The organism is Fibrobacter sp. UBA7003 (assembly GCA_002449765.1).
In the GTDB taxonomy this organism is placed as follows: domain Bacteria; phylum Fibrobacterota; class Fibrobacteria; order Fibrobacterales; family Fibrobacteraceae; genus Fibrobacter.
The window spans coordinates 277,206-301,887 of sequence record DJXN01000014.1 but is presented as its reverse complement, the minus strand read 5'-3'; the positions used below and the strand labels follow the sequence as shown (position 1 = coordinate 301,887).

The window sequence follows — 24,682 nt, the reverse complement described above, 5'->3', positions numbered from 1 at the left end:
TCTGAAAAACACAAAAAATTGTCCGTTTTGAGTGCGTGGGCGCTCTCCTTCGGTTGTGCCGTAGGCTGGGGTGCATTCGTGATGCCCGCGACAACGCTCCTGCCGATTGCGGGCCCCCTGGGAACAGTTATCGCCCTTGTGCTTGGCGCCGTGCTGATGGGTGTTGTCGCCTACAATTTCCACATCATGATGAACCGCATTCCCGGCACGGGGAGCGTATTCTCCTTTACCAAGCAGCTTTTCGGCTACGACCATTCCTTCCTTTGCACCTGGGCCACGGCCCTTGCGTACTTGGCGGTATTGTGGGCCAATATGTCGGCCTTTGTGCTGTTTATCCGTTTCTTGTTCGGACCCGTATTGCAAAGGGGCTTCAGTTATACCATCATGGGCTACGAGGTCTGGGCAGGCGAGCTGTTTACCACGCTTGCAATTATACTTCTGTTCGGGTTCATCAGTTGCAGGAACACCAACGTGCTGCGCCTGGTGAATACGGTGCTTGCCCTCATATTCTTTGGCGGTGTGGTCGGCCTGTTTGCAATTATTGCCTGCAAGGGCGGGATTGATTTCTCGGATATGGGCCCGGCCTTTGCGACGGCGGGAGTCGCGAAGGACCATTCCCCCCTGATGCAGATCGTGAACGTGCTGGTGCTTGCCCCCTGGGCATTTGTAGGTTTTGGCGTGGTGAGCTTTGCCTCTTCCACCTATGACTTCAAGCCGAAATACAGTTTTGCGATTATGATGGCCGCCCTTGTTGCCGGTGCCATCGTCTATTCCCTCACCGCGCTGCTTTCGGTCTCGGTGACCCCCGCGAATTTTGGCGACTGGGAAGCTTATTTTACCAACCTGAAGAACCTCAAGGGCATTGAATCAGTCCCGGTATTCCACGCCGTTTTCAAGACCCTCGGTAACGGCGGCATTGTGCTGCTCGCCATAACCATCACGGCGGCCATTTCCACGAGCCTTCTTGGGCTTTACCGAACAATCGGGCGCATGTTCATGAGCCTTGCCAACGATTCCGTGATGCCGTCCTGGTTCGGGCATATCAACCGTCACGGCGCCACCAACTACGGCATTATCTACGTGATGCTCCTTTCCTGCATTATTCCGTTCTTCGGGAGAACGGCCATCGGCTGGATTGTGGACATCACCTCCATCAGTGCATCTATCATTTATCTGTATGTTTCTGCGGGAATAGTGAAAATTGCCCGCAGTGAAACCGGCAGGCGAAAGACAGTGCTGAACTTTACCGGAATCCTGGGTGTCGTAATATCCGCCTTCTTCTTTTTCTTCCCGCTTACGCCGACGCTTTGGAACATGAACACAATTGCCACGGAATCCTTCATGATTCTGATGGCGTGGAGCATTGTGGGGTTCGTCGTTTACAGGGCCGTGTTCATGCGCGACCAGGAGAACCGTTTCGGCAAGTCGGCCATCATGTGGGTGACCATGCTGTTCATATTGCTGTTCTCGGCGGTGATGTGGGAACGCCAGGTCACCAACGACGAGGCCGAGAAAGTCATTGTGCATATCAGCGAGTTCCATACGGATTTGCATAAAAAGATGCATATTCCCATGACCGAAGCCCAGGTGGTACAGGAAAAGGACTTCATGGAAGAGCAGATGGACCTTGTCCGTGATTCCCAGCTGAAGAACAATCTGGTAGAAACGCTCTTCATTATCCTGTGCATTTTCATCGTGGTGAACATCTACCGCACGCAGCAGCAGCGCGAACAGAAACTGGACCACGAAAAGCATATCGCCGAGGAATCCAACAGGGCAAAGACCATTTTCCTTTCGAACATGAGCCACGACCTGCGTACGCCCATGAATGCCATTATCGGCTACACCAACCTAGCGCGCAAACCGGAGGCGACTCCCGAGCAAATCCAGAAATACCTGACCAAGATCGATTCTTCGAACATGTACCTGATGGCCCTTATCAACGACATGCTCGAAATGAGCCGCATCGAAATCGGGAAGATGGAACTGGAAGAGCGGCCCACCGACCTGCGCAAAATGATGGATGAAATCCGCGACATGTTCGAGGCGCAGATGGTGGGCAAGAACATCGCCTTTGCCGTGAAATACGACGGCCTCAGGAACCCGGTGGTGCTCTGCGACAGGAACCGCATGAACCGCGTGATTCTGAACCTGGTCAGCAACGCATTCAAGTTTACTTCGGAAGGCGGGCACGTTTCCGTGACTCTCGCCGAAAAGGAATGCATCGAAGAGGGCAAGGCCGCGTTCGAAATCCGCGTGAAGGATGACGGTATCGGCATTTCGCCCGAGTTTGCAGACCGCGTGTTCGATGCCTTCGAGCGGGAGCGCGTCTCTACCATCAGCGGAGTGCAGGGTACGGGCCTCGGGCTTGCCATTGCAAAGAACGTGGTGTCGCTGATGGGCGGGACAATCAAGTTTGAATCGACAGTCGGCGAAGGAACGGAATTCTTCGTGAATGTGGTACTGAAGACAGCCGCTGGCACGGAGGTTCCCGAAAGTGGCAAGCGCAATATCTCCATCGCGGCCAAGGCGGATTTCACGAACATGCGGCTATTGCTGGTAGAAGACATGGAAGTGAACCGTGAGTTGGCAAAGATCATTCTGGAAAGTCTCGGGTTCAAGGTCGAGATGGCGGTAAACGGCAAACAGGCGGTCGAGATGGTGGAGAATAACCCTGCCGGTTACTACAACGGGATTATCATGGATATCCAGATGCCCGTGATGGACGGCTGCGAAGCGAGTCGCCAGATTCGAGCGCTCTCCGACAAGAAGAAGGCGGAAGTTCCCATTATCGCCATGACTGCGAACGCCTTTGGCGATGACCTCAAGAAGTCGAAAGACGCCGGCATGAACGCTCACCTGGCAAAGCCCATCGATGTCGGCATGCTCACGGAAACACTTGCGCAGTGGGTGCGGTAAAGTTTTAACAGGACAATGTTATGGAAACGAAAAAAAGAATCGGGATTGTAAGTATCGCCACTATCGTGGCCCCCATCATCGTTATCATCCTTGTGCTGGGGACAATCTTCACGGGTCGCCATGCGAGCGGGGATACGGAAAAGGCCGTGCGCAACGTGACGCTCCTCTTTATGAACGAACTCGCGAACCGCCGCGAACAGGTGGTGGCGTCGAAATTGAACGGCTACATCAACGACCTAGATGTGGCGGTGGGCCTGCTTTCAAAAGAAGACCTCGCAAGTACCGCAAGCTTGCAGAGCTACCAGCTCCGCATGAAGCAACTGTACGGTCTAGAAAAGTTCGCCTTCGTGGACACTACGGGTCTCATCTACACATCCCGCGGTACGCGCACCGACATTGATCTCTATAATTTCGATTACAGGACCCTGGCAAAATCCGAAATTTCATTAAAGAAAAACAGTGAAGAAAAGAAGACTGTTGTCATTGCCGTGCCTGTGGACCGTCTTGCCTTTAATGGTCGGGTTTTGGTCGTGAGCTTCATGGAAATCGACATGAACCGCATGCTGGAAGGTATTTCGCTGGAATCCGACCGGCAGGGAATTACATTTTGCAACATCTACTCGAAGGCAGGCAATTCGCTTACGAACCTGGTGCTAGGTGGGCTTGCGAGCGGCGACAATCTGCTTGCCGCCATGGAAAAAGCCGGATTCGAAAAAGGCTTCTCCATGGAAAAGATGCGCTCCGACTTCGCGAACCACGAGGCGGGCGTCGTTTCCTTCGAGTATAACGGCATCCGTGAAACTATGTACTATGTTCCCATCCATTCTACGGACTGGATGCTGACCTACCTTATCCGCGAAAGCGTCATCTCCGAGCAAATCGGTTCCATTTCGGAAGACATTTTGGAACGCAGCCTTCTGCTATCCGGAATTATCGCGCTAGTGCTCTTGACCGTGTTCCTGTTCCTCTTCATGCAAATCAGGCGTACCTCTCAACTCAAGTTAGAAAAAGAGGTGGCCGATGCCGAAAGCCGCATCAAGCAGGAAAAACTGGAAGAACAGCTTGCGCTCCAGCAGAAGTTGGTGGAAGAAGAACGCAAGAGGAACGAACAGCGTAACATGATTACCGCGCTTGCGTCAGATTACCGCAGCGTCTACTACCTGAACCTGGATACCGGAATGGCGATATGCTACCGCAAGGACGGCTCCGTTCCGGTACCTTTCAAGGAAGGGGACGAAATCGGCTACCTAGAAAGTTTCAAAACCTATGCCGAAAAGTTTGTCGCACCGGAATCTCGCGAAAAGTTCCTCGCCTTTATACAGCCCGAAAACGTGCGCGCGGGTGTCGCGAAGAACAAGATCTATACCTTGCGCTACCTAGCAAACCATGGCGGCAAGGAAAGTTACGAAATGCTGCGCATGGCGGGCGTGCACAATGCCGGCGACGCCCCGGATGCACCGCTCCGCATTGTAGGTTTCGGATTTTCCGATATCGACGAGGAAATGCGCGATTCCCTTGCCAAGAACCAGGCGCTTTCCGATGCGCTCAAGACGGCAGAAGAGGCGAGCAGGGCGAAGACCATATTCCTCTCCAACATGAGCCACGAAATCCGCACGCCCATGAACGCGATTATCGGCCTCGACAGCCTTGCGCTGCACGAACCCGAGATTTCGTCGAAGACGCGCGGCTACCTGGAAAAGATCGGCTCCTCCGCAGAACACCTGCTGAGCCTCATCAACGAGATTCTGGACATGAGCCGTATCGAGAGCGGCCGCACGAAGATCAATAGCGAAGAATTCTCGTTCCCCAAGCTTTTGGAGCAGGTGAACACCATCATCGACGACCAGAGCCGCACCAAGGGCCTGAACTATTCGTGCCATGTGGCGGGCAGCCTGGACGACTACTACGTCGGCGACGTCACCAAGATTCGCCAGATTCTCATCAACATCCTGGGCAATGCGGTCAAGTTCACCCCGAAGGGCGGAAACATCGACCTCAACGTGGAAAAGATTGCTGCGTTCGACAACAAGTCCACGCTCGTCTTCAAGATTAGCGATACCGGTATCGGCATCAGCAAGGAATTCCTGCCCAAGATTTTCGACACGTTCACCCAGGAAAACGCCACCACGGATTTCAAGTACGGCAGCAGTGGCCTCGGCATGGCGATTACCAAGGGTATCGTCGACATGATGAACGGTAAGATCGATGTAGAAAGCGAAAAGGGCAAGGGGACCACGTTCTGCGTGACGCTCACCCTCAACGATAGCATGCGCAAGCAGGCGACCGACGACGAAATCGAAATCCACCCGAGCGAAATGAGCGTGCTGGTGGTGGACGACGACGAGATTGCCCTGGGGCACGCGAAACTCGTGCTCGGCAAGGCGGGAATCCTCACCGACACGGTGCTTACGGGCAAGGAAGCGGTGGAGATGGCGAAACTCCGCCACGCGAGACGCGAGCCCTACAACCTGATTGTGGTTGACTGGCAGATGCCCGAGATGAACGGCATCGAGACGGCGCGCGAAATCCGCAAGGTGACCGGCGACGAGTCCGCCATTATCATATTGACGGCCTACAACTGGGACGACATCCTGGACGAGGCCCTGGCAGCCGGCGTGGACTGCTTCATTTCTAAGCCCTTGTTCTCGGGAATCCTGCTGGACGAATTCAAGAACGCCCTCCGGCGCAAGAAGGAACACACCTCGCTTGCGAAGAACAAGGTGGAACTTGCCGGAAAGCGGGTTCTCCTTGCCGAAGACATGGATGTCAACGCGCAGATCATGATGGAAGTGCTGAAGATGCGGGGCTTGCAGGTGGAACTGGCCGTAAACGGTCGCAAGGCCCTGGAAATGTTCCGCGACCATCCCGAAAGTTATTACGATGCCATCCTTATGGATGTGCGCATGCCCGAAATGGACGGCCTGGAGGCGACAGCAGCCATCCGCAAGCTGGAACGCGATGACGCCAAGAAGGTTCCCATTATTGCGCTCACGGCAAACGCCTTCGATGAGGATGTGCAGCGGAGCCTGCAGGTGGGCATGAATGCGCACCTTTCCAAACCCATCAATCCGGACCACCTTTACCAAACTCTTGAAGAAATGATCTGGACGGCAGAAAATAGGAAGTAATGGGTCATGACTTACTCGATTATAGGCTTTTTTGGCGACAATACTCCTGCTTATCGGTAACCGGGATGTGTTGCGGAAGCAGGACGGGTCGGAGTATTCGCGTACCCGCCTGTATTACCGGCGCTTCTTGCTCGGCGTACTTGTGTACTACATCACCGACATGCTGTGGGGTATCCTGGATATCAGCCGCATCGAATCGGGCAGCATGTCGCTCAAGAATGCAGAATTCTCGTTCGCGCATGAGCTCGAACAGGTGAACGCCATCGTGACGGCGCAGTGCCACGACAAGAAAATCCGTTACAGCAGCAACGTGAAGGACGGGGTGTCCAACTGCTATATCGGCGACGAGATGAAGCTCAGGCAGGTGCTCATCAACATTCTCGGGAATGCCCCCTGCGCTTTACCATAGAGGACACGGGAATCGGAATCGGCAAGGACTTTTTACCGCGCATGTTCGAGGCCTTTGCGCTGGAAGACGAATCCTACACCAGCAAGCACGGCAGCACGGGGCTTGGGCTCTCTATCACCAAGAGCATCGTGGAACTGATGGACGGGCACATCGACGTGGAAAGCGAGAAGGGTGTCGGTTCGAAGTTCACTGTTACCGTGATACTGCAGAAGTCCCCGCACAATGGCAGCGAACGTTGCTTGTCGGGCGGACAGCACGAAAAACCGCGCGCGACACTTTCCGGACGGACGATACTGCTCGCCGAAGACCTCCCCGTAAACGCGGAAATCATGGCGATGATACTTTCGATGCGCGAGATGAAGGCAGAGCGTGCGGAGAACGGGCGCATTGCCGTAGAGATGTTCAAGTCGCACGAACCGGGCTACTATTCCGCCATCCTCATGGACGTGCGCATGCCCGAGATGGATGGCCTCGAGGCGACCCGCGTCATCCGTTCCATGGACCGCGAAGATGCGAAGAGCATTCCCATTATCGCGCTTACCGCGAACGCCTTCGATGAAGATGTGCAGAACAGCCTGCAGGCCGGCCTGAACGCGCACTTGAGCAAGCCCGTGGAGCCCGAAACGGTGTTCCGGACTCTAGAAGAACTGCTGTAAACCTGCTTCTACTTTTTCAAGTCGAGAATCCGTTTGACGCTTTCGTCAATGCGGGTTTCCTTTATTTCGCCGTCTTCGACCGCCTTCACGACTGCATCGAACACCTGCGTGAATTCGCGGGAGCAAAGCACCACGTCGACGCCCGCCTGTATGGACTTGATGGCGGCTTCGGCGTTCCCGAACTGCGTGGTGATGGCGCCCATGTCCATCGCATCGGTCACGATGACTCCCTTGAATCCGAGTTCACCGCGGAGCTTGTCTTGCAGAATGACGGGCGAAAGCGTTGCGGGCAGATCGTCGCCGGTGACTTTGGGGGCGGCGATGTGCGCGGTCATGACCATCTTTGCGCCCGCCTTGATGCCGGCCTTGAACGGGACCATTTCACATTCGAGCATCTCTTCCCAGGTCTTGTTCGTCTCGGCGTAGCCGGAATGCGTGTCGGTCTTTACGTCGCCGTGGCCGGGGAAGTGCTTGAGCGTGCCGATGACGCCTGCGGAATCGAGGCCGTTCAGGTAACTTACCACAAACTTGGCGGCGGTCTCGGGGTCGTCCGAGAAGGCGCGCGGCCCGATGACAATGTTCTCGGGATTCGTGTTCACGTCGGCGACCGGGGCGTAGTCGATGTCGAAACCGTATTCCTTCACGTAGCTCCCGATGGTGAATGCCGCCTTGTAGGCTTCGTTCGGGTCGCCGCTTTCGGCGATGGCAGCCATGCTTTCGTACTTGGGAACGTCGAAGTTCCCGTTGTTCGCGATGCGCGCGACGCGTCCGCCTTCCTCGTCAATGGCAAGGAGCGGGCTGCCGTTCAACTCCCTGATTTCGGCGATGAATTCACCGAGCTGCGCCTCGTCCACGATGTTGTGCGCGTAAAGAATCACGCCGCCGACGGGGTAGTCCTCGTTTATCGCGAGCATGGTCTTGTTCACGTGCTGCAGCTTGTAATCCGGGAGTTCCGCATATTCGTTCCAGTGGATACTCGTATCAAGTGCCTCGGGGCGCACGAAGAACATCTGCCCCACTTTCTCGCGGATAGACATCTTGCTTATGTCGAGCGTGGAAGCGCTTGTTGCCGGAGTGTCGCCTTCCGGGCCGCTCGAGGAATTGTCGCCACAGGCTGCGAGGATAGCGATGGTTCCTATCAGTGCTGCGCCCTTCCAAGATGATATTCTTATGTGATTCCTGATTCCCATATACACCTTTGATTTTTTTTGCGGAAATATAAAAAGTTCGACATAAAAGGTGACACTTTTCGTGCCTTCGGGTGTTTAAATGACGAATAAGGTCCCTTATTTGCTATTTTTGCTTTAAACGCGAGATTTTTTTGAAATTTTATATTAGCATAATCGCCTTGTTGCTCACGACCGCCGCCTTCGCGCAGGGGGCGGCAGATTCCGCGCGGGTCCAGGGAATCGTCTTCAACGGCGTGGTGCAGGACCCTTCCTTTGCCGCAGGCGAAAAGCTGAATGTGGAAATTCTCGAGTCGGGCGAGGCGCTGCAGACTATGGTCGGGTCGCCTTTCAGCATCGTGCTCCCTGAAGATACGCTCTGGAATGTGTGCGTCACCAATTCCGATACGGCGGGTGCTGAGAAGGAAAAATGCTATGAACTTGTCTACACCGGGAGCGAACGCAGTTTCTCGCAGGCGTTGGGCGATAGGTTTGTTGCATCGGATAGCGCGAATGTCGCGTCTTCTGATTCCGCGGACGCGACCCCGGGTGATTCTACATCCGCATCGCAAAAGCCCGATTCCGCAGTCGCAAATGCAGGCCCCTCCGGCAGTTCCTCCTCTCCCGAAAAGGATGTCGATGTAGACGCCCTCCTTGCCGCTGGCAGCAACGAGAAGGTGACCGAACTCAAGAAGGTCGTGGTGCAGTTGCGCAAGCGGCCCAAGCGCAAACCGGGCGAATCGGTGGTTTCCGCGAAGTCCATCAAGCGCATGCCGGGCCTCGCCGAGGCCGACGTCATCAAGAGCATCCAGGCGCTTCCGGGCGTGGTGGCAAGTTCCGATTTCAGTTCCAAGATCTACGTGCGCGGCGGTGCGGCCGACCAGAACTTGTTCCTGTTCGACAACGCGGTCGTGTATTCCCCGGTGCATTTCTTCGGGCTGTTCAGCACGTTCCTTGTGGAAGGCATCGACGACGTGCAGTTCTACAAGAGCGGGTTCCCGGCGCAGTACGGCAACCGCCTGAGTTCTGTGCTCAAGATGGACGGACGCGCGGGCGGCCAGGATTCCGTGGAGGAATGGTTCAGCAAGTCGAGCGTCAAGATAAGTACGTTTGCGGCCCAGCTCCATACCGAAGGCCACAAGGGCGACGCCCGCTGGGTGATTGCAGGCCGCACAACCTACATCGGGTTCATGCTCGACCTGATGAATTCTATAGGGCTTTTGGATCTCGCGCTCGATTACGAGTTTACCGACCTGCAGGGCACGTTCATGTACAACTTCACTGAGGATACCCGCCTCAAGTTCAGCTTCTACGTGGGCAAGGACCGCCTGAGTTTCGACCCGCTCTATATGGACTGGGGCAACGTCGCCATCCCGGTGAATATCTCGCACCGCATCAACGGCGACTGGGATTACAACGCGACGCTTGCCTATAGCGAATTCTATCAGACCATGAAGGTGGGCGACCTCATGTCCATCGACATGTTCCTCTACACTTTCTCGGGCAAGCAGTGGGTCAACTTCCGCGGCATCGAGAACCACACGATTACTGCGGGCTACGAGCTGGAATACGATTACGAACGCTATCAGGAACAGATGTCCTCCATGAAGATTGCCGACATCCAGAAACCTTTCCACCACGTGGCCTACGTGCAGGATTCCTGGAAAATGAATCCCGACTGGTTGCTGCAATACGGTTTGCGTTTCAATTACCAGACGGCCGCGGAACACTTTGGGGTGGAACCGCGTGCGTCGCTCACGGTGAATCTCGATGAAACCAAGACGCTCGAAGTCTATGGCGGCTACTACCTGCAATACCTGAACTCGATTGTCTATACCGACCAGGAGACGCTCAACGAATTCTACTACCCGGCGACCACGACCACGAAGGGCAAGCATATCGAACCCGCATCGTCATGGCTCATTGCCGCAGAATATACCCAGCGCGATCTGTTCAAGGACTACGACGCGACCGTGGGCGTGTATTACAAGACGCAGAACAACCTGAATACGTTCCAGGCGGTACTCGACAGCAATGAGGAAACCGCGTCCAAGGATTTTGTGGTGGCCGACGGTTTCGGGACGGCGGAAGGGTACTCCTTCGGTTACGAGCTCTCGCTGCGCAAGAATAAGGGCTGGTGGTTCGGCGGCGTCAACTGGAGCCAGGGCATAAGCGTCCTCAGGACAAACGACGGGACGAAACCGTATTTCCCGAGCTGGCACCAGCCTTACGCGCTGAAGATGGACCTGGGAATCAACTGGAAGGGTGACGAGGATGCCATATGGAAACACGAAAAGAAGGGTCGCTACCTCCGTTCTTCGCTTGCCCTCAAGTATTCCGCCGGCATGCCCATCAGCGAGTACAAGGGCTATTACTACCGCAAGGAAATCGGGAGCCAGGAGTATTCAGACAAGATAACGGTGCTGCCCGGGAGTCGCAATGCGGGCCGCCAGACGGATTACTTCCGCATCGACGTGAAGGCCATCGATGTCGGTCGCGAAGGCAAGTGGAATTTCAGCTGGACGATCATCAACCTGACCGATCACGACAATATGTTCTACAGTTTCTACGATACGAGCAAGAATCCGCCCGAGAAGACAGAAATTACGCAGTTCCCCTTTTTGCCGATTATGCTGAACTATGAATACTATTTCTAGACTCCTCTGCGCATTTGCGGTCGCGCTGCTGGTCGCCTGTGATTTCCACGGCCCGTGGGAGTACTATCCCGAGGAACGCGACGTGTATACGGGTATCTACACCTACGGCTATGTCCTCGATGGGGGCGAATCCAGGATCTGCTTCTCGAAGGTCTATGAACTCGACGAAACATCTGCGGAACTCTTCGCGTTCTATGACAGCGCTTACGTGACCGTTTCGGGAAAATTCCGCGACGGGAACGGAAACGAAATTGACACTGTGGTAGAAATCGGTGCCGAGATGCCGGAAAATCCGAACTGCTTTTCCAGGCCGCAGGCCAAGGGCGAATATCGCGGTATCGTCGGTGAAACTTACACGATGGAAGCGTTTTTCAAGTGGGATAGCGCGGGCCAAACGGTAAAATCGACATATAGCGCGAAGGCGACGATTCCGCCGCCCGTGAAGGTCAAGGGACTCAGCGTGCCCCAGCAGGATGGTAGCTTCGAGTGGGTTGAAACCGACGGAAGCGATACCGTGCACATCAAGTTCCTGGAATTCCCGCTGGACATGGAAACTGTCAAGTGCGCTCTTGACTACGACAAGTCCATCAAGGGCGTGATTTCCATATTGCAATACGGCATGGAGAACGAGGAATCGATGAATACGACTGTCAACAAGATGTTGAGCGGTCTCGTGGAACCAGATTCGGAAGGCTATACCGGGATTTCCATGCATGACCCGCTGGAAAAGATGGCGAATCTCGGCTACACGGCAAAGCAGAGCATCGCCGGAATCCAGGCGCTCGATACGCTGTTCCTGCCGAACATGATGATGCCGCTCGGGCCTGTGTCGGTCGTGTTCTACACGACGGACGAACACTACATCGACTACGAGAGCAAAGTAAAGGGCTCCGTCTCGGATTCGCGCGTCGTCCCGGAATCCAACATCGAAAACGGCATGGGCGTATTCAGCGGGATGGCAAAGTCGACATTCTCGTTCTATGTCGAAGGCGACGACGGAGTTTCGATGGAACACATCGCCTTCCGTAACTGCGACGAGACTTCGGGCGACAATTCCGACAGCTGGGATTCGCGCGGGTGCAGGCTTTACCAGGATGTCTATTGCTCGGGGATGACTCCCGCGGAAATGGAATCTCATGGCTATGGCCTTGTGGAGGCGAACTACGCCGCCCATCTGTATTACAAGTACGACGAATACCGGAGCGAAAAGACCTGCTACCCTTCGCTAGTGAAGGCGGCGATGATGAACGATGAGGATAAATGGTCCGTGTACCTGCCCGACACCATTAGCGATGAGGACAAGTCCGATGCCTATGCCGACGGGTTGAAGCGCTACTGCATCGCAAGCGGCTTCAAGAGCAATTCCATCGCGGACTGCAGCGAACTCAAGGAACAGTGCCTGGAAAGCCCCGAAAGGAACAAATGCAAGGAATACCTGTGGAACTGGTGCGCCGACCGCGGCTGGCCAAATCGGATTGCCATCGATGATTCAACGTGCAGCAGCGCGCTTGTCAGCCGCTACTATCTGGAAGAGCAGAATTCGCCCATCCTGAAGCGCGAAGTGGATGCCCTTTGCGACTACTACAAGTTCCCGATTTGCAAAAACCGGTAATTTCTTGTTATCTTTTTTGCATGGGAAAAGACTATCGCGACCTCATAAGCAGGAATATCGTGCAGGATATGATGGAAGGCGTTCTCGCCATCCGTTTTGATGGCACCATCAGCTACGTGAACAACGCTGCTGAAAAGATCCTGGGCCGCGACCGCACGGAGATGGAAGGGAAAAAATTCGCGAGCCTCTTTTTTGGGGACGAAGAAAACGACGAATTCAACCAGACCGTCCTCGATGCCATCTACGATTCCGATACCGTCCACGAGAAACTGGTTCCCTATTTCAAGGGCGACAAGATGGCCCAGCTGCACGTTATCACTTCCGTGTTGCGGAACATGGGCGAGAAGGTGGGCGTGGTTACCGTCATCGGCGACGTTACCGAGCTTGCGGAACTCAAGATTCGCTCGGCGGAGCAGACGAAGCGCCTGCTCGATTCCATCGTCAAGACGCTTTCGCAGGCCATCGACGAGCGATCCTCCTATACGGCGAACCATACGCGCAATATGGTGCATATCGCCGAGGCGTTCCTGACATGGCTCGAAACGACGGACCATTCCTGGAAATTCGACGAGGACCGCCGCAGGAATTTTCTCATGAGCGTATGGCTGCACGATGTGGGCAAGCTTGCCGTACCGCTCGAAATCATGGACAAGGCGAGCCGCCTCGGACCGAAGCTCAAGGACATCGAGAACCGCTTCGAAAAGATTGACCTGCTCGAGGAACTCGCCGTATTCAAGAACCAGATGCCTGCGTGCGACATGGAAAAGCGCAAGCAGGACAGGGATTTTTTCCTCGCCGAAATCAGGCGCATCAATAACGCGGGCTTCGTTCCCGACGAAGCTCTCGCGTTCCTGGAGAATGCAAGGATGGTGACATTCCGCGATACGGACGGGACAGAACATCCGCTGCTTACCCCCGAAGAAATCCAGGATATTTCCATCCGCAAGGGAACGCTGAACGACGCGGAAAGGAACATCATCCAGAGCCACGTCACCGTGACGCGCAGGATTTTGAAACAAATCGATTTCCCAGAAAAGTATATGGATGTTGCCGCTTGGGCTTCCGAACATCACGAACTTTTGAACGGCAGGGGCTACCCCGACCATCTCGTAAACGAGAAAATCCCGAGGGAAGTCCGCTTGCTGACGATTCTCGATATTTTCGAGGCGCTTACCGCGAAGGATCGTCCGTACAAGAAACCGATGCCTATCGAAAAGGCGTTCTTCGTGTTGCACGACATGGAAAAGCACGGCGAGGTCGATGGCGAAATCCTCGGCTGGTTCGAACAAAGTCACGCATGGGAACAGTTGTCACTGTAGTTTATTATGCAGAAAGTTGAAACATGGTACAAGGCGGAGGGCTTTTGCCCTGTCGAAGATTTTGAACTCGCGAGCTACCTGCTTTTCGAGGCGGGAGTGGCGACGCTCGAGGAACTGGACCCGAAGGCGGAAGGCCGCACGGATTTTTGTTTTTACTCCGGAGACAAGGCGGAGCGTGACCGCATTGTGGCGGAGTTTCCGCAATATGGCTGGACGCTGAGCGAAGAGCCTGCAAAGGATTGGGACAAGTGGTGGCGCGACCGCGCGCAGCCGGTGCCTGTTTCTCCGCGTTTGTGGGTGCGCCCGCCCTGGGTGGAATTTACTCCCGATGACCCGAAAGCCGTGGTGCTGGAACTCGAAGCGAAAACCGCATTCGGGACGGGCGAACACGATACCACGAGCAGCTGCGCTACGCTCATGGAAAATATCGATTTCAACGGCAAGTCGGTTCTCGATATCGGTACGGGTACGGGCATTCTCGCGATGTTCGCCCGCCGCCTGGGGGCAAAGCTTGCTGTCGGTACCGAAATCGACCCACTCACGATTCCCTGCATTGCCGAAAACTTTGAACGCAACGGCTTTGGCGAAAGCGACTGCATCCTCGGATTCCTGGATGCGTTCAAGGATGGCGCGAAGTTCGACGTTATCCTCTGCAACATGATCCGTAGCGAACTCTGGCCGCTTCGTGACGACATCGAAGACTTGCTTGCCCCCGGTGGCGAGCTGATTATCTCGGGCCAGCTCCTGACCGAAAAGGATTACATTCTCAAGTGGTTTGACGAAGCCGGCTTCAAGGTGAAAGTCGAACGCGAAAGCGGCGAATGGTGGAGTGTGCTTGCTGTGAACGGCTAGCGTCTATTTGCCGCGCTTGAACGAGCTGAATTTCACCGGGGAATTGTCTTTTTTCCCGCCAGGTTTGCGGTCGCTGTGGAAAATCTTGCGTTCTCCGCCGTTGAAATTATTCCCGCGTTTGTCGCGTGATTCGCTATTTCCGTTGTTGCCAAACTGCGCGGCGCGCCTTTCCCTGCGGGCGGAATTTTCCCAGCGACCTTTCTCGCCGACTTTCTTGGGTACGATTGTGGTGGAGCGCGCTTCCCGCTTCTGCTGTTCGCGCTCGCGGTATTCCGCATTGCTTTCGCGTTCCTTGCTCGGGAAAAACTCCTTGCCTTCTGCCTTCGCGCTGCGGCTCAATAGCAGCCGTCCGATTTTCCCGAGTTTCAAGCGTTCCAGCGTCGCGCGAATTTGCGGGCGGTTCTCCGGAATGTACCAGAAGAAGAACTGTCTCTGGCTCTTCTTCTGCTCGGGTGTCTTTGCCACGTAAAGCGGCTTGCCGTCCGGCGTCATTTCGGAATAGAACATCTCGGTCGCAATCGTCATCGGCGTGGGCGTAAAGTCCTGCACCTGCTCCAGCTGGAACCCGAGCTGCTTTGTCTCGAGGGCGAGTTCCGCCATGTCGGCTTCCGTACAGCCGGGATGGCTACTGATAAAGTAAGGTATAATCTGCTGGCGCTTGCCGATGCGCTTGCATTCGTCGTCGAAGAATTCCTTGAACTTGTGGAACAGCGTAAAGCTCGGCTTGCGCATGAGCTTGAGCACTTCGTCGCTCGTGTGTTCCGGCGCCACCTTCAGGCGTCCGCTCACGTGGTAGTCGATGAGCTCGCGGGCGTATTCCTCGTGGTCGCGGCGCAGTTCTTCGTCATTCGTTTCCTGCAACAGCATGTCGTAACGCACGCCGCTCCCGATAAACAGGTGCTTTACCTTCGGGTGGTTGCGCACTTCGCGGTAGAGACTCAGAATCTCGGCATGGTGCGTGTCCATGTTGTCGCAAATCTTGGGCGTGAGGCAGCTCGGTCGTGCGCATTTCTGGCATCGGCTCTGGTCGCGGCCACGCATGTTGTACATGTTCGCGCTCGGGCCGCCCAAATCAGTGATGGTTCCGGCGAATCCGTCCATCTTCGTTATCAAATCCACTTCGCGCAATATGCTTTCGCGGCTACGGCTTGCGATAAATTTGCCCTGGTGTGCGTTGATGGCGCAAAAACTGCAACCGCCAAAGCAACCGCGGTGCGTGTTGATGCTGAACTTTATCATGTCGAACGCGGGCACGTTGCCGCGCTTCTTGTAACGCGGATGCGGTTCGCGCGCGTACGGGTATTCAAAGCTCTCGTCTAACTCGCCGTATTCGAGCGGCGGGTATGCGGGGTTTATTACCACAGTTTGTTCCGCGACATCCTGCAATACGCGGCGCTGGAACCACTTGTTGCATTCGATATCCACCTTGCGGCAGTTCTCTATCTGGTTCCGCTTGCTCTCGAGGCATTCCTCGTAGCTGGCGAGCCGCAGGTCTTCCCACTGGTTGCTCTTCGGGACGTTCCCCTTGGGCGCCAAGTATGCGGTTTGCGGTATGGAATGCAGGCTCGAGAACGGCACGCCTTTTTTCAAGAGTCGCACCATCTCCTTCAGGGGCTTTTCGCCCATGCCGTAAACGAGAAGGTCCGCCTGCGTATCGAACAGGATGCTCGGTTTGAGCCTGTCGCTCCAGTAGTCGTAATGCGTCACGCGGCGCAGGCTCGATTCCAGCCCGCCAATCATCAGCGGCACGTCGGGGTAGAGCTGCTTTAAAATCTTTGCGTAGGTGTACGTCGCGTAATCCGGGCGGAAACCCGCCTTGTTGCCCGGCGTGAAAGCGTCGTCGCTTCTCAGGCGTTTTGCGGCGGTGTAGTGGTTCACCATGCTGTCCATGCCGCTGCTGATTGCGAAGAACATTCGCGGGCGCCCGAGTTTCTTGAAATCGCGCAGGTCGTCGCGCCAGTTGGGCTGCGGCAAAATTGCAACGCGCAAGCCCTCGTGCTCGAAGAGCCTTGCCACCACGGCATGCCCGAAGCACGGGTGGTCCACGTAGGCATCTGCGCTGATGATAATCACGTCCACGTAATCCCAGCCGAGTTCGTCTAGGTCTTCCTTGCAGATGGGGAGGAATCGCGGATCGTACATGAGGATGAAAATAGAAATTTTTGAAGCGGCTATCGCTAGCCGAGGAAAAGCTTTTGGTTGATTTCTATTTCGATGCCGACATAGGCGGTGCCGAACTTCTTGCGGAGCGAGGTGGTAAGTCCGTCCGACTTGCCGAGGTAGGGATAGTTCCGCCGGATCTTAAGTCCGGGGGCGCGCGCCTGGATTTCCTTGATGATGGAGGTTGCGACCTGCGTTTCCCATGCGCGTGCGGGGTCGTAGAGTATTCCGATATCTGCGTTTCGGACAACGTTGTTTAGTACCGGAGTGAAACTGTGAATGCCGAGGTGGATGACGCAAGGAGCGCCCAGGCCTTCTCCTTGGGCCTCCGCATTAGCGACCGCCTTGGCGACGAAGGATTCGACGGCATCGTGGTGCCGCTTCCAGATTTTGAAAATCCTGTCGCGGGTAAACCCTTTTAGCTCGCGAGAATATTCCGAAAGGATGTCCGGATGATTTTCGCTGCGGTTCAGGTCGATGACGAGCCTCGAAAATTTGCCTGCGATGTAGAAATCGGGATGCAGCCTGCGGACGAGCCTGCGATAGACTCCATAAGCGCCGATGTCGTATCCGCGGTGGGATTCGAGGACCTCTTTCGGGATGTGCAAGAATCTCGGCACGGCGTTGCTTGCGTGCTCGCAGGTAATGACGAGTGCCGGGAATTTCTGTTTCATGCGCTATTTCTTTTCCACGACGAGGATGTTCCCGTCGTAGGTCATGACTCCGAGGAGGATGCTATGGATGAGCCTGAACTTGTCGACCTTGTAGTAGGGGCCGTTTGCCATGGGGTTGGTGCAGTCGGGGTCGGCAACGAGGAATTGCTTCTTTTGGTCGAGCCCGTAGAGGACCACGAAATGCCCCATGGGGTCGCCATGGATGTCGTCGAAAACGGACTGGTCCTTGTCGTTGGTATACTCGCGGGGACTGCGGTAGAGGTAGGTGGCGCTGAGCCCGCAGAGGACGGGAATGTCGCGCTTGAAGTAGTGCTCGAACATGCTCGCGCGCAGATCGGCTGTCGCGACGGTCCCGCCCAAATCCAGGAAGCGGATATAGGCTTCGATGGCCTTGCGTAGCTTGGGCGCGTGCTTTGCCTTGTGGAGCTTTTCCAGCTTTTCGCGGAGCTCGGGCATCTTCAGCTTGCTCCAGGTGGGGTCAAAAATCTTGAGGTTGTACGAATAAATGGTCGCCTTGAACCCGCGCTTGAGAGCGTCGATTCCGAGAAAGACGCCCAACGTGCCGCCTTCCTCAAGGAACTCGATTTCGGAGATGAGCTTTTCGAGTGGTATCTTGTAGCCAAGGTGCGAATACACCGCGTGAAGGCTGGTCGGTCCGCACGTGACATCGTCTGGCTGAGGGAGAATCTTGATTTCCATCTTTTTGCCTCGATTCGAACGTGGCGGTTTGATACACAAATCGTCGGGCGAAATATACAATTTAATTCGCCGTTTGGCTCTTGCTTTGCCCTTTATGAAACGGTGTGTTTCATAAAAAGCGAGAAAAAACGCAAAAATCATAAAAAACTATTGAAAATTTTAAAATTTTGTTGATTTTGTTTCATAGATTAGGTAAATTATAGCCGAGGAACCATGAAACCGATAACGGAATATGTGGATTACCGCGAATACATGCGGGACTATTACGGGGAACGCAAGAGGGTCTCGTATTTTTCGTGGCGTGAGTTCGCGAAACTCGCCGGGTTCACGTCGTCGGGATACCTGAAGCTTGTCTGTGACGGCAAGACGCGCCTGAGCCGGGTTGGGGCGGTGAAGGTGGCCGGTGCCATGGGCCTTGCGGGATTCAGTTCGCAGTATTTTTGCCTGCTGGTGGAATACTGCGATGAGTCCGACGAGAAAGTTCGTCTCGAAATCTATTCCCGGATGCGCGCCCTTGTGGAGGAGAATGGGGTGCGCATCCTGGGAGCCGAGGCGTTCGACTATTTCAAGTCATGGGTGAATCCGGTGGTGCGCGAACTGGCTCCGATTATGCCGGGTGCCAAGCCTTCCGAAATTGCCAAGATGTGCGTGCCCGAGGTGACGGCGGGCGAGGTCCGCAATGCGCTTACGCTCATGGTGCAGGCGGGTCTGCTGCAGTTGAAGCCCGATGGATCCTTCGTGCAGACCAACAAGGGCCTGTCGGGCAACCCTCAGCTGATTTCGAGCGCAATCCTTGCACTGCAGAAACAGCTCGCGATGCTTGCCGCCGATGCAATCGATTACACATCCCGCGAAGACCGCAACATCTCGGGCCTTACCTTCGGCGTGGACGAAAAGACCCTGTGGCACCTTTCCGAAGAAGTGGACCGCTTTCGCGAGAAAGTCAAGGGCATTCTTTCGAAAGTAGAATCTTACGATCGCGTTTATAGATTAAATTTACAGTTGTTCCCTCTCAGTTCACCACTTGGAGAAAAAGATGCTTGATATAAAGTTTATTTGCAATAAACGGTCCCTGTCTGGGATTCTAGTTTCTCTGAGCTTGGTATTTTCCGGTTGCGTCGGCTTTACCGAGGACTGGTTTGTCTGTGGGGATGCCAGTGAATCTGCCTCGCCTGGGGTGGAGCAGGCTTTGTCCCCTTATTATAACGCGGCCCGCTTTGTTGCATCTGGCAAAGTGGATGTGGATAAGAAGAAGGATTCGGTCACGATAGTGCTGGAAACGCTCGGCGGTTGCATCAAGGAAGGCGATGCTTTTGACTGGGACTGGGATTTCTATTTCGCGGATTCGAAGACGTATGCCTACGGTTTCCGGGATGATACGCTCTTGCTCACGAGAATCTATGAACCGGATCCGTACGAAGTAGACCAGGAGAGATACGAGGAATCGTTTATCTTCGTTGGCGGTACGTCGGGTAAGCTGGATGGAATCTGGAAAAATACGCAGTGCCGCTACCGTGAAGACAAGATGTACTGCATGAATGATGGTTACGATCAGTATTTCAAGTTCGATGGCGACAGGGTGGAATACCGCATCGCGGATCGCGAAGGTTACGACTACATGCAGACGGTTTTTGTGGACCAGCTGTTCGATTTCCTTGGCGACGGAGGCTCCATCCAGCTCGAAACTCCCTACTACTATTCGGATACGAAATACGAACAGGAAAAATATGGGATTAGCATTTTGGATAAGACGGATTCCACGATGAAGTTTACCTATGCCGACTGGACGTTCGACCTGAGCGTAGATTACGCCCGCTATAAAGACAGTCTGTCTGTAACCCTGAGATCGGGAGACGTGAGCTGTGTGGGTACGGTCCGCGAAACGACCTTGCCCGAAATGTGTTCGGACGGCAATGCGGATTACTTATATAAGTCGAGTTCGGGCGCGTTCACGTACAGGCGGATGAATTCCCGCGAGTTCGAGGCCTGCATCGACGGCATTCTTGGGCGCGAGCAGAACGAATGACGCTCTGCGCACGCTAGGCGCAAAGGAAAAAGTTAGGAGGAATACGGATGGTTTGGAGAAAAATTGCAGGAGGCATGGCGGCGTTGACCCTTTGCTTGCCTCTGCTTGTGCATGCTGCCGGAAAGTCGGATGGCAAACCGCTTGATGTCGGTGTCCGTCTGGGGGCGCAGATTTCGAATCTTATGACGGATGCGAATTGGGGACCGTATCCCGATATTTCGGGGCCGGGCGGAGTGCTTTCGGTTGATTTCTCGCATGGGTTTACGGATAACTTTTACCTGCATACGGCACTTGGGCTGGATTACCGCACCTTCTATGCTTATGGCGAAATCGGCATCCCTTGTGCTGCTCTCGAAGGCGAGGAACCGTGTGGCGGCTACTGGGAAGGCTACGACGTAAATTCGTTCTTCTATCTGGAAATCCCAGTAATGGCGCAGTGGCGCACGTCAGCGCTGTTCTTGGAAGCGGGACCGGTCGTCGACATTCTGCTTCGCATGAACGAGGACTACATTTTGCCCGAAAAGTATCGGAACGACAGGTGCTACGAGGACAAACGCTTCGGTGCGGGTGTCGTCGCGGGAGTCGGCCACATGTTCGATTTCGGGCTTTCGATAGATGCGCGTGTGTCGTTCCAGTTTACCGACTTGGTCGAGGGGGACAAGAAATGTCTCACGATGCATTCCGAGGAAGTTGAGATGCGCTTTGACTCCGAGACGGAAGAGACGACAACTAGGGTTCTCTGGGAATCCGACGAGTATATGGACGGTAGCTACTACAAGCTGCTGAAATACCAGATTGGTATCGGCTACTGGTTCTAGGGTGTAGCGCCTTCGCTTTTCTTGGCTTCGCGCTCTTCGGCTTCGCGTTTTGAATAGGCGCAGCCGCAGTAGTTTTGACGGTAGAGGTTGTATTCGGCGGAGAGCTCGATGGAACGCTTATTGCCGCCCTTGCGCTTGAAGTCGCTGGGGAGCGCCTTGACGCCGTAGATTTCGCCCTGTTCCTTCGCGACCACGTTCAGCATCTGTTCGTCCTTCTTGGGGCTGATGGTGAGTGTTGTGGTAAAATAGTCGAATCCCATCTCCTTCGCGAGCTTTGCCGTTTCGCCGAGACGCAGCTCAAAACACTTGCGGCAGCGCTTGCCGCCCTCTTTCTCGTCTTCGAGCCCGCGTGCGATATCGTAGAATTTTTTTGGGTCGTATTCGCCCTCGATAAATTCCACCGGATACTTTGTCTTGAATTCGCTTACGAACCGCCTGATTTCGGCGACGCGGTGGGCGTATTCCTCGGAAGGGGCGATATTCGGGTTGTAGTAGAAAATCGTTATCTTGAAGAACTGTGAGAGGTACTCGATGCAGTAGGTGCTGCAGGGCCCGCAGCAGGCATGCATCAGGAGCGTGGGCACAATACCCTTGCGCTGGTTCCACCGGATGATGTAACCGAGGTCGCGCTGGTAGTTGTGGTAAGCTTCGGGCATTCCGTGAACCTCTTGCTAGTCCCAGTTGAGCGTCCCGAACGCGGTTATCCAGAAGCAGACAGTCGCGACGATGGCAAAGAGCCCCATGACGGTTTTTTCCTTGTGGCTCGTGCTGAAGAGCACCGTGGCGGTATAGAACGTGAGGTAGACCGCGAAGAAAAACGCGAGTATGCGCGTGATCATGAACGGGATAATCTCGGGAACGATACGGCCCGCGCTGAGCAGCACGAACATCGCGACAAGCTGCATGCAGATGGGGACGATGAATGCCTTGCGCACTTCCTTGGGGACGACCTTGTTGCGGCCGTTCATGGCGTACATGCCGAGTGGTGCGCCGAACGCGAGTGCCACGTTCAGTGCGATGGACGGCAGAAAGAAAACAGCCCCGAGGATGGTCGCGATAATCATGCCGTAAAGATAAAAAAACGACCCCTTCAGGTAAAGGAGGTAACCTAAAGGGGTCAGGGAGTGTTTGGGTATCTATAAGATACCTATTTTCGGGCCCCGTGTCGATAAAAAACGTAGGTTTCTTGTTTACGGCCGTGAACATGGCAAATCCCCAAAAGTGGCTTTTTTAGGCGAAAATCGCCGAATTTCGGGGTGTACAGGGTGGTTTCTGGCTGGTTATGGACGGGTTAGAACAGGATTTTTGAAGAAATTTGCGCATGCGTGGGCCGGATTTCCCCTTCGCCGGTTTTCTTGAAGGTGGCGATGAGGGAGAGCGAAAGGTGGTCGCCGGTGAGGCGCGTCTCGCTCCGGACTTGCGTGTTGTTGAGGGGGTGCGAGTCGGGGGCCACGAGCGAGAGTCTGAACAGGTTTTCGCGCTTGCCGGGGAGATTTTCGGAAACGGCGGCGCCGATTTCGAGGCGAGGCCGTTTCCATGTCGCGTCGGTGCGGTCGTGCTCTGTCCGTGCGCTGCCCGTGAATGTCGCCTTGAACGCGCCGAAGTCGAGTACCGACCGCAGCATTCCTTGGTAGATAGTTTGTCTGCAATCTTCCGAGGCTTCGCGGCAGGTAATTTTGGCGCCGCCGCGGATAGTTGGCGGCCCGCTTTCGATATCCAGCGCGAGCCTTCCCGAAATGCTGTCGGAGTGAAGCGGCGATAGGATGCGGACGCTCGCCGAGACCCGCGTGTCGAAAAATTCCTTGGCGCGGAACGTGAGGTTCTGCGTTGTCCAGAATCGGTTCTTGAGGATGCTTGCGCTCAGGCGAGTGGACGCGGGAACGCTGTCACCGTGGATGTAGCCGGTGGTGCGCCAGGAGACGGACGATGAATCCCTGCCGTGTAGCTGGTATTTTATGAGCGGGGCGATCTCTCCGATTTGCTGCCAGAACGCGATTTGGCCGGCGGGGAAGGCGGCCTGCGCCATGACGGAATACGTGTCTGCGGTTTTCCACAGCGCTGCCCTTGCCGTGAAGTCCTTGCCGTGGGTGTATCCGACATGTGCCCGCGAGGTTCCGGAAGTGTCGATGAGCCCGCCGAGGTCAAATGTGCCGCGGCTCGGCGTACCGAAGGAGTAGGCGAGTGCGGTTCCCCAGAGAGTGTCGGTGGGGATGGCGCTTTTGAGTTCTCGTGTGGAAATCTGCCCGAAGTGCGCCTCTCCATGCTTGTTTTTGTAAGAGAGCAGCTCCTGCGTGCCGAGCCGCAGCGTTAGCCTGTGGAGGTTGAAGAGGAATTCCTCGCGGTGGGTATCGACGTGGCCTGCGGAATCGAACCTCATTTTTGCCGCAAGGTGCCCTCCGTAATTTTTTTGCGCCTTCGGGGTGCGCTTCCTGCTGGCGGCCTTCATCTCGCAGGGCTCGCTCACATAGATTTCGGCGAGTGCGCATGCCTCCTGTGCGTTGCCCTCGTCGAGCAGAGAAAGCATCTCGCTTGCCTCCTCCGCCTCGATGGTCCCGTCGTCCCACCATTCGAATATTTGCGCTTCGGACAGCCCTGCGGAATGGGACGCGAGCGGGAGAATGGCCCAAAGCATCGCGAAGGCTTTCGCCAGGGTTCTGTTTGCGGTTCCGCACCGCTCTTTTTTTGCTTTCATGTTTGCCTCTACCTATAAAAACGATTTCGCGGCCAAAATGTGCCGTTTTGCCCGTTTTTTTTTAGAGGCTGCGTTTATGTTTTTAAATTTGGACCATGGCAAGCGATTCCTGGCATAAGAATCCAAAGAAGTGGTCCGGCCGCACTCCCGCCCGTGCAGGGAGCTCCGCCGGTCGCGATTTCGTCCCGCACCTCAAGGCCCCGCGCACTGACTTTCCGCTGTTTAACGGGAAGCGCGTAAAGCCTTCGCTGGAAGGCCTCGACAAGCTCCTGCATTACTACGGCGTTGAACTCGAACCCGCGACGCTTGCGCAATTTTGGGAGTTCCATCAGCTGCTGCGTGCGAACAACGACGACCAGGACTTGACGCGCCTCAACGCGTTCGAGACGATGGTGGAACGCCATTACGCCGACTGCACGCTCATCAATGCGTATGTTCCCGAGTGGCCGGCCCGCATGATCGATATCGGCAGCGGAGCCGGATTCCCCGGAATCCCGCTCAAGCTCGTGAACCCGCATGTCCGCCTCACGCTCTGCGAACCGCGCCCGAACCGCATCAACTTTTTGAACATGGTCATCGAGAAGATGGGCCTCAGGGGTATAGACGTGTTCGGTCACAAGGTGACGAGCCGCAGCATGACGATTCCCGTGGATGGCGTCATCAGCCGCGCATTCGAATGGATGGAAAAGACCCTCCCGCGCCTTGCGAATTCGCTCAAGGTGGGTGGACGCGTGTATTTTATGAAGGGTCCGGGTGTCGCCGACGAGCTGAAGGTTTTCCACCCTGAAGATTTCGGCTACAAGCTAATTGCGAAGCACTTCTACACTATCCCGAACAGCACGCAGGACCGTGCACTCGTGATTCTCGAGCGCGTGGAATAAAGCGTAAATATCTG

At 55.2% G+C, this 24,682-nt stretch carries 19 protein-coding genes; 12 read left to right on the top strand and 7 right to left on the bottom strand.

Features of this window, described 5'->3' with window-relative positions:
• The first annotated feature begins 27 nt into the window (after window positions 1–27).
• From B2952_RS12110 to B2952_RS12095, 4 genes are read left to right on the top strand one after another with little or no spacing between them, the layout of a single operon-like run.
• The gene (locus B2952_RS12110; RefSeq protein WP_290734135.1) at window positions 28–2,919 is read left to right on the top strand and encodes an amino acid permease; all 2,892 of its coding nucleotides are present in this window, start codon (window positions 28–30) and stop codon (window positions 2,917–2,919) included.
• Window positions 2,920–2,939: 20 nt separating this feature from the next.
• Window positions 2,940–6,047 (top strand): response regulator, encoded by a 3,108-nt coding sequence (locus B2952_RS12105; RefSeq protein WP_290734137.1) that lies wholly within the window; start codon window positions 2,940–2,942, stop codon window positions 6,045–6,047.
• 31 nt (window positions 6,048–6,078) lie between these two features.
• On the top strand, window positions 6,079–6,456 hold the full coding sequence (locus tag B2952_RS12100; RefSeq protein ID WP_290727804.1) for a sensor histidine kinase: 378 nt from the start codon (window positions 6,079–6,081) through the stop codon (window positions 6,454–6,456).
• Window positions 6,378–7,112 carry a response regulator gene (locus B2952_RS12095; protein WP_349679630.1) on the top strand — a complete coding sequence of 245 codons (735 nt, stop codon included), beginning with the start codon at window positions 6,378–6,380 and terminating at the stop codon, window positions 7,110–7,112. The genes B2952_RS12100 and B2952_RS12095 overlap by 79 nt, the downstream gene beginning before the upstream one ends.
• Window positions 7,113–7,120: 8 nt before the next feature.
• Here the strand turns inward: B2952_RS12095 and nagZ are convergent, their stop codons facing one another.
• Window positions 7,121–8,302, bottom strand: a complete 1,182-nt coding sequence (gene nagZ / locus B2952_RS12090) for a beta-N-acetylhexosaminidase (protein ID WP_290727799.1) — start codon at window positions 8,300–8,302, stop codon at window positions 7,121–7,123.
• A gap of 131 nt (window positions 8,303–8,433) precedes the next feature.
• On the opposite strand from nagZ, the gene B2952_RS12085 reads away from it, so the two are divergent.
• The 4 genes from B2952_RS12085 to B2952_RS12070 are packed head-to-tail and all read left to right on the top strand — an operon-like array spanning window position 8,434 to window position 14,718.
• Window positions 8,434–10,935, top strand: a complete 2,502-nt coding sequence (locus tag B2952_RS12085; protein WP_290734139.1) for a TonB-dependent receptor plug domain-containing protein — start codon at window positions 8,434–8,436, stop codon at window positions 10,933–10,935.
• A complete protein-coding gene (locus tag B2952_RS12080) occupies window positions 10,919–12,547 on the top strand; it encodes a hypothetical protein (RefSeq protein ID WP_290727795.1) in 1,629 nt (542 codons plus the stop codon). Before B2952_RS12085 ends, B2952_RS12080 begins: the two co-directional genes overlap by 17 nt.
• 20 nt (window positions 12,548–12,567) lie before the next feature.
• Entirely contained in the window at window positions 12,568–13,866 is a 1,299-nt protein-coding gene (locus B2952_RS12075; protein ID WP_290727793.1) for an HD domain-containing phosphohydrolase, read from the top strand.
• Between the two features lie 6 nt (window positions 13,867–13,872).
• Window positions 13,873–14,718 (top strand): 50S ribosomal protein L11 methyltransferase, encoded by an 846-nt coding sequence (locus B2952_RS12070; protein ID WP_290727791.1) that lies wholly within the window; start codon window positions 13,873–13,875, stop codon window positions 14,716–14,718.
• 3 nt (window positions 14,719–14,721) lie between these two features.
• Here the strand turns inward: B2952_RS12070 and B2952_RS12065 are convergent, their stop codons facing one another.
• The 3 genes from B2952_RS12065 to B2952_RS12055 are packed head-to-tail and all read right to left on the bottom strand — an operon-like array spanning window position 14,722 to window position 18,251.
• Window positions 14,722–16,860: a YgiQ family radical SAM protein gene (locus B2952_RS12065; protein ID WP_290727789.1), complete on the bottom strand. Its 2,139-nt coding sequence runs from the start codon at window positions 16,858–16,860 to the stop codon at window positions 14,722–14,724.
• Between the two features lie 35 nt (window positions 16,861–16,895).
• Window positions 16,896–17,552, bottom strand: a complete 657-nt coding sequence (locus tag B2952_RS12060; RefSeq protein ID WP_290725716.1) for an N-formylglutamate amidohydrolase — start codon at window positions 17,550–17,552, stop codon at window positions 16,896–16,898.
• Window positions 17,553–17,555: 3 nt separating this feature from the next.
• Entirely contained in the window at window positions 17,556–18,251 is a 696-nt protein-coding gene (locus B2952_RS12055; protein WP_290725718.1) for a peptidase-C39 like family protein, read from the bottom strand.
• Window positions 18,252–18,464: 213 nt separating this feature from the next.
• Between B2952_RS12055 and B2952_RS12050 the strand changes: the two genes are divergently transcribed.
• The 3 genes from B2952_RS12050 to B2952_RS12040 all read left to right on the top strand — a co-directional run bounded on the left by B2952_RS12050 (window position 18,465) and on the right by B2952_RS12040 (window position 21,095).
• Window positions 18,465–19,295: a TIGR02147 family protein gene (locus B2952_RS12050; protein WP_290734141.1), complete on the top strand. Its 831-nt coding sequence runs from the start codon at window positions 18,465–18,467 to the stop codon at window positions 19,293–19,295.
• A 145-nt stretch (window positions 19,296–19,440) separates the two neighbouring features.
• The gene (locus B2952_RS12045; RefSeq protein WP_290734143.1) at window positions 19,441–20,277 is read left to right on the top strand and encodes a hypothetical protein; all 837 of its coding nucleotides are present in this window, start codon (window positions 19,441–19,443) and stop codon (window positions 20,275–20,277) included.
• A 47-nt stretch (window positions 20,278–20,324) separates the two neighbouring features.
• A complete protein-coding gene (locus B2952_RS12040; protein ID WP_290734145.1) occupies window positions 20,325–21,095 on the top strand; it encodes an outer membrane beta-barrel protein in 771 nt (256 codons plus the stop codon).
• Here B2952_RS12040 and B2952_RS12035 read toward each other — a convergent pair.
• The 3 genes from B2952_RS12035 to B2952_RS12025 form a co-directional block, all read right to left on the bottom strand.
• Entirely contained in the window at window positions 21,092–21,751 is a 660-nt protein-coding gene (locus B2952_RS12035; protein WP_290734147.1) for an epoxyqueuosine reductase QueH, read from the bottom strand. The genes B2952_RS12040 and B2952_RS12035 overlap by 4 nt on opposite strands.
• 15 nt (window positions 21,752–21,766) lie before the next feature.
• Window positions 21,767–22,159: a hypothetical protein gene (locus B2952_RS12030; protein ID WP_290734149.1), complete on the bottom strand. Its 393-nt coding sequence runs from the start codon at window positions 22,157–22,159 to the stop codon at window positions 21,767–21,769.
• Between the two features lie 227 nt (window positions 22,160–22,386).
• Window positions 22,387–23,787 carry a hypothetical protein gene (locus B2952_RS12025; RefSeq protein WP_290734151.1) on the bottom strand — a complete coding sequence of 467 codons (1,401 nt, stop codon included), beginning with the start codon at window positions 23,785–23,787 and terminating at the stop codon, window positions 22,387–22,389.
• 95 nt (window positions 23,788–23,882) lie between these two features.
• On the opposite strand from B2952_RS12025, the gene rsmG reads away from it, so the two are divergent.
• A complete protein-coding gene (gene rsmG, locus B2952_RS12020; protein WP_290734153.1) occupies window positions 23,883–24,668 on the top strand; it encodes a 16S rRNA (guanine(527)-N(7))-methyltransferase RsmG in 786 nt (261 codons plus the stop codon).
• Window positions 24,669–24,682 lie beyond the last annotated feature (14 nt).

Coding starts and splice junctions, on each gene's coding strand:
- B2952_RS12105 (WP_290734137.1), top strand. CDS start 2,940: ATGGAAACGAAAAAAAGAATCGGGATTGTAAGTATCGCCACTATCGTG.
- nagZ (WP_290727799.1), bottom strand. CDS start 8,302: ATGGGAATCAGGAATCACATAAGAATATCATCTTGGAAGGGCGCAGCA.
- B2952_RS12080 (WP_290727795.1), top strand. CDS start 10,919: ATGAATACTATTTCTAGACTCCTCTGCGCATTTGCGGTCGCGCTGCTG.
- B2952_RS12075 (WP_290727793.1), top strand. CDS start 12,568: ATGGGAAAAGACTATCGCGACCTCATAAGCAGGAATATCGTGCAGGAT.
- B2952_RS12070 (WP_290727791.1), top strand. CDS start 13,873: ATGCAGAAAGTTGAAACATGGTACAAGGCGGAGGGCTTTTGCCCTGTC.
- B2952_RS12065 (WP_290727789.1), bottom strand. CDS start 16,860: ATGTACGATCCGCGATTCCTCCCCATCTGCAAGGAAGACCTAGACGAA.
- B2952_RS12060 (WP_290725716.1), bottom strand. CDS start 17,552: ATGAAACAGAAATTCCCGGCACTCGTCATTACCTGCGAGCACGCAAGC.
- B2952_RS12055 (WP_290725718.1), bottom strand. CDS start 18,251: ATGGAAATCAAGATTCTCCCTCAGCCAGACGATGTCACGTGCGGACCG.
- B2952_RS12050 (WP_290734141.1), top strand. CDS start 18,465: ATGAAACCGATAACGGAATATGTGGATTACCGCGAATACATGCGGGAC.
- B2952_RS12040 (WP_290734145.1), top strand. CDS start 20,325: ATGGTTTGGAGAAAAATTGCAGGAGGCATGGCGGCGTTGACCCTTTGC.
- B2952_RS12035 (WP_290734147.1), bottom strand. CDS start 21,751: ATGCCCGAAGCTTACCACAACTACCAGCGCGACCTCGGTTACATCATC.
- B2952_RS12030 (WP_290734149.1), bottom strand. CDS start 22,159: ATGATTATCGCGACCATCCTCGGGGCTGTTTTCTTTCTGCCGTCCATC.
- B2952_RS12025 (WP_290734151.1), bottom strand. CDS start 23,787: ATGAAAGCAAAAAAAGAGCGGTGCGGAACCGCAAACAGAACCCTGGCG.
- rsmG (WP_290734153.1), top strand. CDS start 23,883: ATGGCAAGCGATTCCTGGCATAAGAATCCAAAGAAGTGGTCCGGCCGC.